Raw genomic sequence first — 16,421 nt, forward strand, 5'->3', positions numbered from 1 at the left:
TGGCGCGTTGTCGACACCGATTTATGGCTCACCGACCCGTCTGCCGCGGTCAAATCGGTGCTGGGCCTCGCGGCCGTTTCGGGTGGCGTCGTCCTGATTCCCGCCGGTACGCACAACTTTACGGCAACGGGCGGCAATATCGATTTGCCGCCGAATGTCATCATCACGGGCGAAGGGGTCGGCGTGACGAATCTCGTCTGGAACGGCGACGGTTACCTGTTCCGCTACTGGAGAAGCTCGGCGACATGGGGCGACGCCGTCGGCACGAGCCATGCGATCACGGATTTGTCGATGAACGGCGGAGACAATCCGAATTCGACCGCGGTCGAAATCTCGGATACGTACGGGTTCAAGCTCCGCAATATCAGCATGTACGGGTTTACGGCCGGCTGTGGCCTGGTGCTCCACACCCGCAAGTTCTGGGTCGAGGGAACGACGCTGGAAAACGTCTCCATCAGCAACTGCAAGCGCCAAATCGTGTTCAAGCGTCAGCCGGGAACGTCAAACATGCCTTCGTATGGCTATACCACGTTCCGCAATGTGTCGCTTAATCTCCGCGACGGCCAGATTGGGATGCTGGTCGGCGACGATGCGTATAACAACGCACAGCATGAAATCTACAACGCGATTTTGGAAGTCAACATCTGGACGACCGGTAGCTCGATAGGCGTCGCCTTCGGCAAAAACGGCACCATCCGGGACTCCAGCGGCATCTTCCGCTGTGAAACGCCGCCGGAGGGGGCTCCATTCTCGGGCAGCTTCTTTCAAATCGTTTACCCGGAAACGTCGGGCATGTTTAACTTTGACGGGCCTGTAAGAACCTCGCATTTGAGTAAAGCCGAGGACTGGAGAAATACGTGGCGTGATTTGCGTTACAAGAAGCTGCGCGACATCGGGGAGCCCAAGGCTGGCGGCTTGCAAAACTATGCGCAATGGTTCCGGGTATGCCGGATCGGCGGGGACCGCTCGCTGTTCAGCGGACGCGTGAGGATGACGACGGATTACGGCAAGGCTTCCTACCGCACCGCATCCGCGGAATTTGCGTTCGGCGTCCGCGGCAATGAGGCAGGCGGCTTTAAGCCGATCTTTACCGTCGACGGCGACGGGTTTAACGGAACAAGCGACGTGTTCGCCAAATTTTCAGTTTATATCGATGCGAGCGGGAAATATTGGCTGTATTTCCGCCGTCCGAAATATACGAACTATTGCGTGTTCGAGTATACGTACGACCTGTATCCGCAAGGGACCTTCGAATATTGGGACAAGGTGGATTCGCCGGAGACGGACTCTTCCCTGACGAAGGTATGGGATTCCGTGTCTTATCCGTCCCAGGCATCCTACATCGGCGACGAAATGGTGTTTACCGGCCAACGGGCCATCGCTGCGGCCAATGGCGGCAATGTTTCGTATCAAGTGGCGCACCAGTTGGGCGTCGCACCCGAATGGTACACGGCAACGGCGTTGTCCGTGGATGCCAATGCCGTCGGCATTTCCTCGATCATGGCCGACGCGAACAATATTACGGTCACGTTCAAATCAGCAACGCCCGCCGGCATCGGGAATATCAAATTCGGAGTCGAGTGGGGACGCAAGCAGTTCAACAACCGTTTCCGGCCGTCGTGACGCTTCGTCCGGGCCGTCACGCTTGGCCTACGATGATCACCCCGTTTACGGAGTCCGGCCAGATCGATTATTCCGGACTCGAGCAGTTGATCGAGTGGTATATCGGGCGCGGGGTGGACGGCCTTTTTGCGGTATGCCAATCAAGCGAAATGTTCTTTCTCGGCCTGGAGGAGCGGGTTGTGGTGCAAGAATTAAAAAAGATAGCAATTTCCCAATAAATTAAAATTAACTATGCCATAATACCAAATATCTTATTAAGCCATTCAACTGCAGAGAGGACAGACGAATTATTTTCGGCCTGCCCTTTCCTAATCATATGCATTAATTTTTGTATTGCTGGTGGATATGCTGGATTTTTATCCAAGGTGATTACACGTGGGATTTGATTATGTGGAGAGGACAAGGCCTTTGTAAAGAAACGCTTAGCTGCCGGCATGTCCCGATTTTCAGATAACATGAAATCAATGGTTTTCCCCATAGAATCAACTGCCCGATATAGATACTTCCACTGACCTTCGACTTTGACATAGGTTTCGTCAGTCCTCCAAGAATCGTTTGTAGGTTTCAAATAGGGACGGATTCGTTTGTCGATTTCGGGTCCAAATTCATGGACTCATCTCATGATCGTCGTATGGGAAATCTTGGGGAGACAGCAGACCAAAAAGTTTCATGGATTCAGGATATTTTCAAAGAGCGTTACTTTCGAAATTCAGGATAATATTACTCTAATGAGTTTGAAAGGGGATGCTTACGATTGTCCAATACTTCAACGCCCACATCAAACGTAGTCTCTTTCCCCATAAAATGAAGCAATATTTTCGCTCTATTTTTATGTTTATCGACCTTTTTAATAATGTTCTCTTTACCTAGTAGGGGACCGGAAATGACAACAATTTTGGAGTTTTCCACATATACATTCGAATAATTGATCGTATCTCTCTCATCGAGAAGCTGTAGAATTGGAGAAATCTCATTTTCACATATTTTCGAAAAATATATGCCTTGATCCCTTGAATAAAAAAATCCATTATTTACTAACCATAAGCATTTAGGGATTTTTTTGAGCTGATAAAAAATATCGGTGTTCATGTTCGTTTTTATGAGTACGTAACCAGGGAAAAAAATTTTGAGTACATGATTGATGATGCCAGACTTTTTCTCAGGAATTTTTCTTTTAGGAACTATGGATAATAAGGTTTGATGATCAAAATAGAGTTGCAAAAATTTCTGAACAACTTCTTCTTTCCCTGTTTCTACGAAAAGTGCATACCAATCCAAGAAGATCAGTCCTTTCTATGTAAAATTGGTGCCTATAAATAAGGCCAACAATGCTGAAATGGGGTGTAGATAATTATACAATGATTGATTTGAAAAAAATGTAAAAATACGTCGGAATGGAAAAAAGTATCAAATGCAGACCGGATTATTGGCCTGTGCGTCGAGGGCGTCAGTACCCGGGACATTCTCTTATTAATAATAGTTTGACACGTATCAAATGATTGAATATACTAATTTTGGGAGATTATTAAATTTATCCCGCGTAATTGAACTGGATTGTCAACTTGGAAGCAATAGAAACAATTGTGTTTGATTTACTTGTTCTTGCTGTCAGTGGCAAATTTTCCTTTTGATCTGGTTACCACTGATCCAAGTAGTTACTATTTTTTATGAATTTATATTCTATATTAATCATCTAAGTAGTCTAATCGGTGTTTCGGCACGTTGGAGGAGTTTAGATGTTCAGAGAACCATTCAAATGGGTATAGGGAGTAGTTCGCCTATAAATAATAGTGTATCCCTTAAATTATCAGAAAATTCAATCTATTTCAGGGGTGATTTTATTCCTAACGGATTCCTTTCAATAAATCCAACTACGATGATACAAGAGCTAGTATTCGAAGGATTAGCCCGAGAATATAAAGCTTATTTTTGTATTTCTTATTTTCATGAGGATTACCAGTACGTTGATATGACCCCGATTCTACATCCGAAAGAACTTGAATATTACACGACGCTCCGATTCGAGCGTCGGATACAGAGCTACATTGCCGGCCGATATGTTGCTAAGAAAGCAGCCTCGCTGCTTTTTAAAGTGGATAATATGGCGTCTATTTTTATTGACCAAGGGATTTTTTATCAACCGATCGTTGTCTACCCGGCCATTTCCAATACGCAAGTAAGCATCACACATGGTGATGGTCTTGCGGCAGCACTTGCATTTTCAGAACGATTTCCGTTGGCAATCGATATAGAAAAGATATTGAATAAAAAGGAATTTTTTATGAGTCAATTTACTGATCTAGAGATTACTCTTATTCAAAGATTGTCGTTTGCGAATGATACGGCCTTTACAGTATTGTGGACGGTGAAAGAAGCTTTGTCTAAGATATTGAAAACAGGCTTGACGGCCCCACTTTCCATTTATGAAGTAAATCACATGGAAGCAAGGGAGGGCGTTCTATACAGTTCTTTTGCAAATTTTATGCAGTACTCGGCGGTTTCGCTTATTTTCGATACTTATGTATGTTCGATTGTCTATCCGAAGAGAATGCCACTTGTGGTCGGATCTCTAAAGGAAGCGCTGGTACGTTTCATGGCGATTTCGAAAATCCCCCCAACAAAGTTGGAGGGGAATTTTCAGTACGCCCGGCAGGAGTTTGCAATGTCAAGGCAACAAATCGATTGACTGTATTCCAAGGGGATAACCAAATTTACTATAACAGGAGGAATTTAGAATGAGTACACCCGTTGAGCCGATTTATTTGAAGGAAATTTCCAAGCTTGGATCGCCTAAGGAAGGATGGGAGCCGTATCAATGGTACAAGGAGATGAGAGACAATCAACCCGTCTATTACGATGCTGAGCAAGATGTCTGGAACGTTTTCCTATACGAAGATGTCAAGCGGGTTTTATCTGATTATGAGCTATTTACAAGTAAACGGAGTAGGAGCTTTTTCCCTATCGCTCATTCCATGGACAGTAAAAGTAATGTCAATTTTTCCGATCCTCCTGTGCATACTCATCGCAGGGCTTTTCTCGGGAAAGCTTTTAGCCCGAAAAATTTAGTGAACTGGGAAGCCCGGATTCACCGCATCGTCAACGAAATGCTGGATGAGCTTGCGGGCCGCAAGCAATTTGATATTTTGGATGATTTTGCGATTCCGCTTCCGATCATTGTAATGGCCGAGCTGTTGGGAGTCCCTGCGAAAGATCGCCAGTTATTCAAGGGATGGTCTACCGTGATGTTTCTTCCTCACAACAAAGACTCCCGGCAAAATGTTATGGAAAGAAAACAGCAAGTGTTAAAGGAATTTGCCGGGTACTTGTTTCCTTTTGTCCAAGAGAAACGGAACAATCTTGCCGATGACATCATATCGGATTTAGTTCAGGCCGAGTCCGAGGGCGAGCGGCTAAATGATCAGGAGGTTCTTGCCTCGGCTATGGCTCTGCTTGGGGGCGGCTTCGAACAAACGACGAATTGGCTTGCGAATTCATTGTATTGTTTCTTGTACGATAAGCCGGATACGTATCAGGAATTGCGTGATCGTCCGGAATTGATCCCTCAAGCGATTGAAGAAGTTTTGCGCTATCGGTTTCCGGTTTGTCTGGATCGTCAGGTCGTTCAGGATACGGCGGTCTTCGGCCCTGAGATGAAACAAGGGCAAATGGTTGTAGCATGGGTCAGCTCTGCCAATCGCGACGAACGGCAATTTTCACATGCTGAACAGTTCGATATCCATCGGGAAGGCAATCCAAAGCACTTGTCATTTGGGGCAGGCTCCCATTTTTGTCCAGGTTCTTCGTTGGCCCGCTTGAAAGTAAAGACGGCATTAACAACGTTTATTCAACGATTTTCACACGTGCAGTTGCCTCCTTCATTTGATGTAACGGAGCACTTGATCGAGTCGACAATCGGCCAATCTTTAAAGAGCCTGCCGGTGATTGTTCAGGGGTAAAAATGAATAGTACCTATGAGATCATTCAACTGAAGGCCGGTTCTTCGTTGATGCCTAACTACATGTACGTCATTTTGGACAGAGCTACTCATAAAGCTGCCATTATTGATCCGGGGTGGGATCTGGAGCTGATTACGACATGTTTTTGGGAATTGGGGGTGCAGTCCTCCATCATCTTATTGACGCATTCCCATTTTGACCATGTGAATATGGTAGAGCCTTTAGTTGAAAGATTCGGATCGTCGGTGTACATGTCTGCCGTAGAAAGCGGGTATTACCAATTTACGTCAACCAATTTAATCCGATTTCACGATATGGATGTCATTTATTTGGGCCAAACTCGCATTCAATGTCTCGTAACCCCAGGCCATACCGCAGGAGGGAGTTGTTTTCTTCTGACCGACAGTTTGTTTACTGGAGATACGGTTTTCACTGAAGGCTGCGGCGTGTGCGATATGGCAGGTGGATCTCCCGAGCAGATGTATGAGAGTATCCAAAGAATTAAACGGATCGTAGCTCCTCATGTTCGCATTTATCCGGGGCATTCGTATGGAAAACCGCCAGGCTGTGCTTTGGTCGATTTGGAAAAACACAATATTTACTTTGGTTTGGACAACAAAAAGCATTTTGTCGATTTCAGAATGCGTAAAAATCAGAAGTCTTTTATCCGGAAATGAAAGAAGCGGTGCCGTTTTGCGAATACTGCGTAATTCTAATGTAAGGTCATAGAACATAGGACCGGGAAGGATGCAAAGATGAGTGTACAAGCTCAATTAAAGAATGGGGCAGGAGGAATTCTGCTGGCTGCAGGAATTGCATTGTCCCTTGCTCAGGCTCTATTCTATTTCGCTATTGATTCGAGTTCGATTGCCTCAACGGTGAAGAGCCCAGGATATGTTTATTACAACATACTCAACATATTGGGTGTTATTTTGCTGGTGGTTGGACTCTGCGGGTGGTCGCTGAGGCCTTCATTCGGGACAGGAATGTTTGCGGTAATTCGGTTTTTCCTTGCAGTTGCCGGGACGGTCTTTTTATTTGGGGACGTGTGGTTTGAGTCGTTTGCGGTACCTTCAAGCGTACAGACAGCGCCTCAACTGCTTGATCTGCCTCCGGGAATTACGCTCGTTGCCGGGATGCTGATTTCCTCTGTGCTGTTTAAATTGGGTTGGTTTATCATTGGTGTTCATATCACGATCAAGGGAACGATTGCGCGTTGGTACGGGGTGCTTTTAGCCTTGAGCTGTCTATATGGAGTTCTTCCCTTAGTTTTCCCGCATCTGCTCCCTTTCGCTATAGCGGTAGGATTAATCGGGCTCCATTTGCATGCAGCGCGCAGCGATGTGCGTACGAGTGAGACGAACAAGATCTCGATTCAAGCCTGATGACATCGATTCTGAAGGTATTGGAAGAAAGGAAGTGCTGACATGCTAACCTATATGTTTCCGGGACAGGGCTCCCAACACAAAGGGATGGGCGGTGAGCTCTTTGACGAGTTCCCGGACATTACCCGCAAAGCTGACGATATATTGGGTTATTCGATTAAGGAGCTGTGTTTATACGATCCCTTGCAGCAATTAACGAATACACAATATACGCAGCCTGCGTTATACATAGTGAATGCCCTCAGCTACCTGAAAAAAATCAAGGATGGACATGCAAAACCTGATTTTTTGGTTGGGCACAGCTTGGGCGAGTATAATGCGCTGTTGGCGGCAGGGGCTTTTGATATGGAAACAGGCTTGCAGCTCGTTAAAAAAAGAGGGGAATTGATGAGCAAGGCAGTCGGCGGAGGCATGGCTGCCGTTCTTGGCTTTCATGCGGATCGAGTGCGTCAGGTGTTGGTAGATAATAAGTTGGATCAAATTAATATCGCCAACGATAATGCGCCTACACAGATTGTAATAGCCGGTTTTAAAGAGGATATAGAGCGCGCCAAGACTATTTTTGAAAATGCGGGAGTCCGCATGTACATTCCGTTGAATGTGAGCGGTGCATTTCACTCCATTTATATGGCAGACGCACAAAAAGAGTTTGCTCTGTTTTTGCACAAATTTCATTTCTCAGGGATTACTATCCCCGTTATTTCAAATGTGGAAGGATTGCCTTACCGGAGCGATGAGGTGAAAACAAATGTAATCAAACAAATTACGCATCAAGTGAAGTGGACAGATACGATCCGTTATTTGATGGGATATGAAGACATGCAGTTTGAAGAAATTGGGCCTGGCAATGTGCTGACCAAGCTTCTTAGCCAAATCCGTAAAGAGGCAACGCCGCTTCAACCGCTTCCAATCGTTGAACCGATTCACGGCAGCGTTCAGACCTTTGTATCCAAGGCGCTGCAGGAGGAGCCCGTTCTTCCGAAGCAGGCGGCGCAACCGCGTTTCGAAATTACGGAAAAGAGCCTTGGAGACAGCCAATTCAAAAAGGATTACGGCCTAACTCGCGCTTATGTGACTGGAGCCATGTACAGAGGGATTGCATCCGAGCAGATCGTTGTGAAGATCGGTAAAGCTGGCATGTTAGGTTTTTATGGGACAGGCGGACTCAGTTTGGAGCATATCGAAGGAGCCATTCAGCGAGTTCAAGAGGAACTGGGACGGAACGGATCTTATGGATTTAATTTGCTTCATCATCCTGTTGATCCTTCCAAGGAAGAAAAGACGGTAAATCTGTACTTGAACTATGGAGTTCGGAATGTCGAGGCATCTGCTTTCATGACGATCGTTCCGGCCTTGGTTATTTATCGGGCTAAAGGGTTAAAAAGGACTACAGACGGCGGGGTGCACATAGGAAATCGGATCATGGCCAAGCTGTCCAGGCCCGAAGTGGCGGAAGCCTTTCTGAGTCCGGCGCCTGAACGAATCGTAGACAAGCTGCTTCAAGAGTATAAAATCACGCCGGAAGAAGCCGCTATGTTAAGCGAAGTTCCCATGGCAGACGACTTGAGCGTAGAAGCGGATTCCGGCGGTCATACCGATCTTGGTGTGGCCTATGCGTTGATGCCGGCCATGGTCAAGCTTCGGGACGAGATGATGAAAAAGTACGGTTACGTGAAACAAATCCGTATAGGAGCTGCCGGTGGCATTGGAACGCCAGCCTCTGCTTCTGCGGCCTTCATGCTGGGCGCCGATTATATCGTTACCGGCTCTATCAACCAGTGCAGTGTCGAAGCGAAAACGAGTGACGCTGTGAAAGATTTATTGCAGCAGGCCAATGTGCAGGATACCGATTATGCGCCGGCAGGAGATATGTTTGAGCTTGGGGCCAAGGTGCAGGTATTGAAAAAAGGATTGTTCTTCCCGACAAGAGCCAATAAGCTGTACGATTTGTACCGTCAATTTTCTTCCTGGGAAGAAGTTGATGAAAAAAACAAAGTGATGATTCAAGAGAAATACTTCAAACGAAGTTTTGAACATATTTTTGAAGAAATCAAAGCGACTCGCCCGGAGCAAGAAATTGAGAAAGCAGAGCGAAACCCCAAATATAAGATGGCCTTGGTATTCAAGTGGTATTTCGGGTATACGACTCAACTGGCACTGAGCGGTGAATTAGATCATAAAGTTGATTTTCAAATCCACTGCGGTCCTGCATTAGGCGCTTTTAATCAATGGGTCAAAGGTACGCCCATGGAGAATTGGCGCAATCGCCATGTCGATGAAATCGCAATTAAGCTTATGAAGGAAACAGCAGCATTCATGAATCAACGCTTTTTGACGTTAACCAGTTAAATTAGCGGAAGGATGGATATACCATGAAATTGGAAGTTTTGGAATATGCGCCGGAGACGAAATCGGAACTGCCTCCACTGTTATTTGTGCATGGCGCTTCACATGGGGCATGGTGTTGGAAAGAAAACTTTTTACCTTATTTTTCCGCCAAAGGCTTTCCGTCCTATGCGCTCAGCTTTCGCGGGCATGGCGAAAGCGAAGGACGAGACCAGCTGTATTCTTTTACACTGGGGGATTATACGGAAGATGTGCTGAAGGTGATAAAGGGAATGAAGAGCAAGCCTGTTCTCATTGGACATTCGATGGGCGGGGCTGTCGTTCAAAAAATTATGCATACGTATCCTGATCAAATCCGGTCCATGGCGCTTATGGCCTCGTCGCCTCCAAGCGGGATGGGGAAAGAATGGGCGAAGATCGTATTGACCCGATTCAGACTCGTCTATAAGATGTATCTCTTTAATAAAGGGAGCAGCACGGTATTCCCTGAAAGGCTCTTGTTCTCCGAAGGGCTGGAGGCCGCCAAAAAAAACGAATATATGAGTCGATTGCAACCGGAGTCGATGAAAGCAGCTGAGGAAATGATCAGGCAAACGTTGGATACCAAGGCTTTAAAAATAACGATGCCGATCTTGGTGCTTGGTTCGCGCAAGGATGAGTTTTTCTCAGACAAGATAGCAATTAAAATTGCAAAAGCTTATCGAACGGAGCCGATTATTTTCCCAAATATATGTCATGATATGATGCTTGACCCCAACTGGGAACATGTCGCTGAATCACTCCTCCACTTTTTTCACGAGACGGCATCTTAATTAGGGAGAAGGGAGTATATAGCATGAATGGAGCGGGTTCTTATCAAATTAAACATATTGCCAGCAATGTTGACGCTGAGATTAATCGGCTGAAAGCCCAGGTAGAATTATTTTGGGAAAAAGAATTCAAACGATATAAGGAATTCGGATTAACGGATGGATTGAAGGTGATTGAGCTCGGAGCGGGACCTGGCTTTGTGATTAAGAAAATATTGGATTATTTCCCTAATATTTCTATAACGGCATTGGAAATTGAACCGTTGCTGGTCGATTATGCCAAAGCCTATTTATCGAAAAAGAAGTACAAGCAGTGCAAAGTTGTTCAAGGTTCCATTATGGAAACGGGGCTTCCGGAGCAATCGTTTGATTTTGCCATTACAAGGCTTGTTTTGGAGCACTTGCCTGACCCGATTGGCGCCGTCCGGGAGGTCTGCCGGATACTGAAGCCGGGAGGCAAAGCGATTTTCGTTGATAATGACTTTGAAATGCATATTATGGCCCACCCTACTATTCTGGAGTTGAGGGATTTATACGGCGCCTACTGCCAGTCGCGATTTGCCGAGGGAGGGAATCCTAGAATCGGACGGGAATTGCCTCGGATATTAAAGTGCGGAGGGTTCTCCAACGTTGACTTTGAAGTGATCAGTGCCCATAGCGATATCGTGGGGGATGAAATGTTTTTTAAGTCTGAAGGAATCGGAATCCCGGCCAAATTGGTGCAGGACGGTTATCTGTCGAGCAAAATGCTGGGGAAAATCTCTGTCGAATGGAGAAATATGATCAAAAACGAGAATCATTCCATAATTCGCCAATTATACATGGCCGTTGGCGAGAAATTGCTCTAAAAGGGGAATGAATGATGGAGAAAACAAATTTTCCAATAGATGTGGATCAAGTGACGGACAAAGTGAAGGAAATCGCAGCCGAGGTCTTGCAGATGGCGAGCGATTCCATCCATAGCAAACAGAGCTTTATTGAGCTGGGTATGAATTCAGTATTAAGCGTTGATTTTATTGAAATGATCAATCAATCATTATCGATTCGTCTAGGCGTTGAAAGTGTGTACGACTATCAGAGTATGGAGCAGCTTGCCGGGCATATTGTTGATATGATGACAATCAACAGCCAAAGCTCCAGCCTTTCAGGCGATGGAAAAAAAGGAAATGGAAAAAGGAAACGCAAGAAAATGGATGCGGGGCACGTGTCGGTCGATTCGCTCGTAAAAGGAATCTTAGCCGAGGTTTTGAACGTACCGAGCGATACTTTGGATACTGCCAAAAGCTTGGTCGAGCTTGGTTTAAGTTCCGTGCTTGCTGTGGAATTTATTGAAAGCGTAAATCACAAGTTGGGTACGAAGCTGGGCGTAGAGGTCGTCTATGATTATCATTTAATTGGCGACTTGATAGGATATATTGCAGCGATGATCCAGCCCGGAACGAGGCAAACGGAAGAAGAAAAAAATACTCTGTCGCCAGATTCTCTGGAAGAAAGAGATTCGGATATAGCGATTATCGGCATTTCTGGAAAATATGCAGGTTCAGATACGATCGAGCAATTTTGGGAACATTTACAGGCAGGAGACTGTTGTATAAAGGAGATTACGCGCAAAGACTGGGTGAAAAGTCGTTATTACACATCGGATCCGACACAAAAAAATAAATCGGTGAGCAAATGGGGGGGATTATTAGATCAGATTGATGAATTCGACGCTGCTTTTTTTCATATATCCAGACAAGAAGCCGAAAGAATGGACCCGCAGCAACGTTTATTTATGGAAGAAGCCTATAATGCAATTGAAGACAGCGGATATTCGGTCGAGCAGTTGGCAGGAAGCAAAGTAGGCGTATTTGTCGGAGGGAGATCCTCCGATTATAAAGGCAATCGCCTGGAAGGCGAGAATAGCTCGCAAACTTTTTTGGGAAACGAAATGTCAATACTGGCATCGAGGATTTCCTACTTTTTTAATTGGAAAGGTCCTAGTTTTGCTATAGATACGGCATGCTCTTCTTCTCTTGCAGCCATGCATATCGCGTGTGAAAGTATTCGCAGGGGAGAATCGGAGATGGCTTTGGCCGGAGGGGTTTTTGTCATGAGCTCGCCGGAGTTTATGGTTATGTCCTCCCAAATGGGCATGCTGTCGCCTGAGGGTGTATGCCATACCTTTGATACGAGGGCGAACGGAATGGTATTGGGCGAGGGTGTCGGTATTGTCGTTCTGAAAGGGCTGCAGGAGGCTGTCGAAGACAAGGATCACATTTACGGAGTTATTAAAGGTTCCGCCATGAATCAATCCGGCAAGACGAATGGCATGACCGCGCCAAGTATGCTTTCACAAAAGGAACTCCTTATAGAAGCCTATCGAAATGCGGATATCTCGCCGGAAACGGTCAGTTACATTGAAGTACATGGAACGGGAACGAAATTGGGGGACTCGATTGAAGTCAAGGCATTGACAGAGGCCTTTCGAGCATTTACGGAGAAAACAGCCTATTGCGCGATTGGTTCTCACAAGCCTAACTTTGGGCATGCTGCGATGTCGGCTGGCATTGCCGGCGTATTCAAAGTGTTAATGGCGATGAAGCATAAGAAAATTCCACCGACGATCAGCATGAAACAAGTAAATGAACACATCCATTTTAACGAAAGCCCGTTTTATGTGAATGAGCAGATTATGGATTGGAAGGGTTCGGACGGGATTCCATTAAGAGCAGGCGTCAGCTCCTTTGGCTTTGACGGAACGAATTGCCATCTGGTGCTGGAGCAGTTTGTAAGAAAGCTGAACCCTGTGGAACGATCTGTGCAGCCGTTATACATATTGCCGCTTTCCGCAAAGACAAGGGCAGCTTTGCGCCGAAAGCAGCTTGACTTGATCAATTGGCTGGACAAAGCAGGGGATGCATGCTCTCTAAGTGACATCGCTTATGTGTTAACGGTAGGCAGAACCCACTACCCGATACGATGCGCGTTTATTGCCGGAAGCTTGCAGGAGTGCAGAGAAAAGCTGGCGGAGCTTTATGGGCAAGCTGCAAGAGGCGATGAGAGTAGTAACGAAGAAGAAAATGATGCAATCCATACAGATTCAGCCTATCCTGATTTCTATGCTCAGCTTATGGAACAAATGAAGGATTCAAGCAGCACATATACTGAGAATTTTTCAGCGGCATTGTCTCAAATTGCCGGATTTTATGTAAGGGGAGGGCAACTAGATTGGGGAATTCTTTACAGCAAAGATTTCCACTATCGGATTCCCTTGCCTGCCTATCCGTTTGAAGACGAACGCTATTGCATGGAAGAGTCCGGTGCTCAGGCTAGTCTCAAAACTCAACCCAACTCCGAGTCAAATCAGTCATGGATTGAAAATTTGCGCAGTCGCGAAACGCAATTTGACTATCAAGCCAAAGGGTTGTCGACAGAAGGCGGACTAAGGGTTGCCGGTATGGATGAACTGCTCGCTTCCTTGTTAGCGAAGCAACTGCAGTCGATCGCTTCGTTCGCGGATCATCCATTCTCTATTCCGAAGATGAAGCAGGCGGGGATTCGCGATACGTATGATCGATGGCTTGAAGTAAGCCTGGCATTTCTGGTTCAACGCAATTATCTCGACTGCGATGGAGAGTCTTACTGCGTAAGGGCCGCCAAAGTGCACGACATCGAGCATGCCTGGGAAGCATGGGATCGTCAGAAGGAAGTTTGGCTGACAGACCCGAGCACAAGCGCTCAAGCCGTATTAGTTGAGACGATGCTGCGGGCATTGCCGGAAATTGTGACCGGCAGGAGACCTTCTACCGACATTATGTTTCCTGAATCCTCTATGAGGCTGGTTGAAGGCATCTACAAAAACAACGCTGTAGCCGACTACTTCAACGAAACGCTGGCGGATACCCTGGTCGCTTATCTGGAAGAACGACTGAAGCAAGACCCGTCAGCTTTGTTCCGATTCATTGAGGTGGGGGCCGGTACAGGGGGAACAAGTTCCATTATTTTCGAGAAACTGCGAGCATATCAAGACCACATTCAAGAATACTGCTATACAGATATCTCGAAGGCTTTTTTAATGTATGCCGAAAAAGAATATGGGAAACGGTATCCTTATTTAACTTTCAAAAAGTTGCATGTCAATGCCCCGTTCGAAGGCCAGAATATCCAAACGGGTCTCTACGATATCGTCATTGCAGCGAATGTGCTGCATGCTTCCCAAAATGTAAAGGAGGCCCTGCGCAATGTCAAATCAGCTTTGAAAAAGAATGGTGTCATTTTGCTTAATGAAATTAGCGGCAATTCTTTGTTCCTTCATTTGACCTTTGGCTTGCTGGATGGATGGTGGCTTTATGAAGACCGGGAGTTAAGGATTCCCGGAAGTCCCGCTTTGACTTCCGACAACTGGGAATTGGCGCTTACCGGCGAAGGATTTCAGCAAGTTTTCTTTCCACGGGAAGAAGCGCACGAACTGGGACAGCAAATTATCGTGGCTGAAAGCGATGGAATCATTCGTAAGGCACCGACAGTCGAGTGGCATGAGGAAAGGACACCTGCAACTCGTATGAAGCCGGTGCAAGATGCAGGTCGTGTGCAGAACGACAAGGGGAAAGATTACATTAAAGAAACAATTCTCGATACATTATCCTTGGCGTTGAATGTTAGCCAGGAGTGGATTGATGCGGAAACATCGTTCAGGGATTTTGGAGTCGATTCAATTATTGGCGTCAATTTGGTTAACGCGATTAATGAAGCTTTAGCTGTCGATATGGAAACGACCATTTTGTTTGACTATAGCTCGGTGAATCAGTTGACAGCTTATATCATATCTCAATACGGAGAGCAGCTCGCTGCTTTGCCGCAATTTGAAGAATCTGTCCCGGTTCCTGAATTCTTGAACGAGGCAGCGCGGCACAGCGGAAATAAGAGCATCGATAAGAATACCAATGTTCAGAAAAACGGCGGCGAGAGCGGAGCAGGAGCAGCCCTGTCCAAAGAACCGATTGCGATTATCGGGTTGAGCGGAAGGTTTGCACAGAGTGAAACGGTCCACGAATTATGGCAGCATCTTGTTCAAGGCGCCCATTTGATTGAAGAAGTGAAGCGTTGGAATTTATCGGATCACTACTCGGACGAGTCGGCTTATTGCAATTACGGCGGATTTTTAAAAAATATCGACCAATTTGATCCGCTATTTTTCAACATATCCGGACTTGAAGCGGCTTATATGGACCCGCAGCAGCGTATTTTCCTGGAAGAAGCATGGAAGGCGTTGGAAGATGCGGGGTATGCAGGGGCCAAAGCAGCGGGAACTCGCTGCGGCGTGTATGTCGGATGCGATAAAGGAGATTATCAGCAATTAATTGAAGCCGATTCGCCGCCGCAAGCTTTTTGGGGGAATTTGGGGTCTTTGATTCCTGCCCGGATCGCTTATCATTTGGATTTGCAAGGCCCGGCGATTGCTGTGGATACAGCCTGCTCAAGCTCTTTGGTATCCATTCATCTGGCCTGCCAGGGCTTATGGTCGAGGGAAACGGATATGGCTTTAGCCGGCGGGATATTCATCCAGGCGACTGCCGGATTTTATGTATCGGCTAACCGGGCGGAGATGCTGTCCCGTTCCGGCAAGTGCTACACCTTTGACGACCGGGCTGACGGAATGGTTCCCAGTGAAGCTGTCGGCATCGTCGTGCTCAAGCGTCTCCGCGACGCGGTCGCTGACGGGGATCATATCTACGGCGTTATTCGCGGCTCGGGCATCAATCAGGATGGCACGACCAACGGCATAACGGCGCCCAGCCTCAAGTCGCAAGAACGGCTGGAGCGCGAGGTATATGAAACGTTTGGCATCGATCCGGCACAGATTCAAATGGTTGAAGCGCATGGAACGGGTACCAGGCTCGGTGACCCGATCGAGTATCAGGCGCTCAGCCGGGCTTTCCGCCATTATACAGATAACGAGCAATATTGCGCTATTGGCTCTTTGAAGACGAATCTCGGGCATCCCCAAATTGCTGCCGGCGTCACAGGTTTGATTAAGATTTTGTTAAGCTTGAAACACAAGCAAATACCGCCTTCTCTTCACTTTGAGTCTGGCAATACGAACATTCAGTTCGCAGGCAGCCCCTTTTATGTCAATACGGAACTAAAGGATTGGAAGGCGGGGGCAGGCGGTAAACGTTTGGCTGCGCTAAGCTCTTTTGGCGCCAGTGGAACGAACGCGCACATGGTGATCGAAGAAGCTCCGCAGATGGAGCGCGTGCACGCCGGGAAGCCGGGTTACCTGATCGTCTTATCGGCGCAAAGCCAGGGGCAGCTGCGTC

The 16,421-nt window shown here is 46.7% G+C and carries 11 protein-coding genes and 1 pseudogene; 10 read left to right on the forward strand and 2 right to left on the reverse strand.

Annotation, left to right across the window (positions count from 1 at the left end):
- On the forward strand, positions 1–1,623 hold a 1,623-nt coding region (locus tag AC6RNO_RS24785), incomplete at its 5' end, for a hypothetical protein (protein WP_497107108.1).
- On the forward strand, positions 1,581–1,841 hold the full coding sequence (locus AC6RNO_RS24790) for a dihydrodipicolinate synthase family protein (protein WP_497107109.1): 261 nt from the start codon (positions 1,581–1,583) through the stop codon (positions 1,839–1,841). The genes AC6RNO_RS24785 and AC6RNO_RS24790, both read left to right, overlap by 43 nt.
- Positions 1,842–1,945: 104 nt before the next feature.
- Here AC6RNO_RS24790 and AC6RNO_RS24795 read toward each other — a convergent pair.
- Positions 1,946–2,263: pseudogene (locus tag AC6RNO_RS24795) on the reverse strand (IS6 family transposase); the annotation flags it as partial.
- Between the two features lie 80 nt (positions 2,264–2,343).
- On the reverse strand, positions 2,344–2,901 hold the full coding sequence (loaP, locus tag AC6RNO_RS24800; protein WP_474680275.1) for an antiterminator LoaP: 558 nt from the start codon (positions 2,899–2,901) through the stop codon (positions 2,344–2,346).
- A gap of 478 nt (positions 2,902–3,379) precedes the next feature.
- Here loaP and AC6RNO_RS24805 point away from each other — a divergent pair, with 478 nt between their 5' ends.
- From AC6RNO_RS24805 to AC6RNO_RS24840, 8 genes are all read left to right on the forward strand, one after another.
- Complete coding sequence (locus tag AC6RNO_RS24805) at positions 3,380–4,309, forward strand: 4'-phosphopantetheinyl transferase superfamily protein (RefSeq protein WP_497107110.1); 930 nt, start codon at positions 3,380–3,382, stop codon at positions 4,307–4,309.
- A gap of 49 nt (positions 4,310–4,358) precedes the next feature.
- Complete coding sequence (locus AC6RNO_RS24810; protein WP_497107111.1) at positions 4,359–5,579, forward strand: cytochrome P450; 1,221 nt, start codon at positions 4,359–4,361, stop codon at positions 5,577–5,579.
- Between the two features lie 2 nt (positions 5,580–5,581).
- Positions 5,582–6,256, forward strand: a complete 675-nt coding sequence (locus AC6RNO_RS24815; protein WP_474680272.1) for an MBL fold metallo-hydrolase — start codon at positions 5,582–5,584, stop codon at positions 6,254–6,256.
- A gap of 78 nt (positions 6,257–6,334) precedes the next feature.
- Positions 6,335–6,964, forward strand: a complete 630-nt coding sequence (locus AC6RNO_RS24820; protein ID WP_474680271.1) for a hypothetical protein — start codon at positions 6,335–6,337, stop codon at positions 6,962–6,964.
- Positions 6,965–7,006: 42 nt separating this feature from the next.
- The gene (gene fabD, locus AC6RNO_RS24825) at positions 7,007–9,313 is read left to right on the forward strand and encodes an ACP S-malonyltransferase (protein WP_497107112.1); all 2,307 of its coding nucleotides are present in this window, start codon (positions 7,007–7,009) and stop codon (positions 9,311–9,313) included.
- Positions 9,314–9,336: 23 nt separating this feature from the next.
- Positions 9,337–10,122 (forward strand): alpha/beta fold hydrolase, encoded by a 786-nt coding sequence (locus AC6RNO_RS24830; protein WP_497107113.1) that lies wholly within the window; start codon positions 9,337–9,339, stop codon positions 10,120–10,122.
- A 23-nt stretch (positions 10,123–10,145) separates the two neighbouring features.
- Positions 10,146–10,967 carry a methyltransferase domain-containing protein gene (locus tag AC6RNO_RS24835; RefSeq protein ID WP_497107114.1) on the forward strand — a complete coding sequence of 274 codons (822 nt, stop codon included), beginning with the start codon at positions 10,146–10,148 and terminating at the stop codon, positions 10,965–10,967.
- 11 nt (positions 10,968–10,978) lie between these two features.
- A partial coding sequence (locus AC6RNO_RS24840) for a beta-ketoacyl synthase N-terminal-like domain-containing protein (protein ID WP_497107115.1) occupies positions 10,979–16,421 on the forward strand: 5,443 nt, incomplete at its 3' end.

This window comes from Paenibacillus sp. sgz302190 (genome assembly GCF_059820445.1).

Bases quoted from the DNA above. Each gene is read 5' to 3' on its own strand.
- AC6RNO_RS24810 (WP_497107111.1), top strand. From the start codon at position 4,359: ATGAGTACACCCGTTGAGCCGATTTATTTGAAGGAAATTTCCAAGCTT.
- AC6RNO_RS24820 (WP_474680271.1), top strand. From the start codon at position 6,335: ATGAGTGTACAAGCTCAATTAAAGAATGGGGCAGGAGGAATTCTGCTG.
- AC6RNO_RS24830 (WP_497107113.1), top strand. From the start codon at position 9,337: ATGAAATTGGAAGTTTTGGAATATGCGCCGGAGACGAAATCGGAACTG.
- AC6RNO_RS24835 (WP_497107114.1), top strand. From the start codon at position 10,146: ATGAATGGAGCGGGTTCTTATCAAATTAAACATATTGCCAGCAATGTT.
- AC6RNO_RS24805 (WP_497107110.1), top strand. From the start codon at position 3,380: ATGGGTATAGGGAGTAGTTCGCCTATAAATAATAGTGTATCCCTTAAA.
- fabD (WP_497107112.1), top strand. From the start codon at position 7,007: ATGCTAACCTATATGTTTCCGGGACAGGGCTCCCAACACAAAGGGATG.
- AC6RNO_RS24815 (WP_474680272.1), top strand. From the start codon at position 5,582: ATGAATAGTACCTATGAGATCATTCAACTGAAGGCCGGTTCTTCGTTG.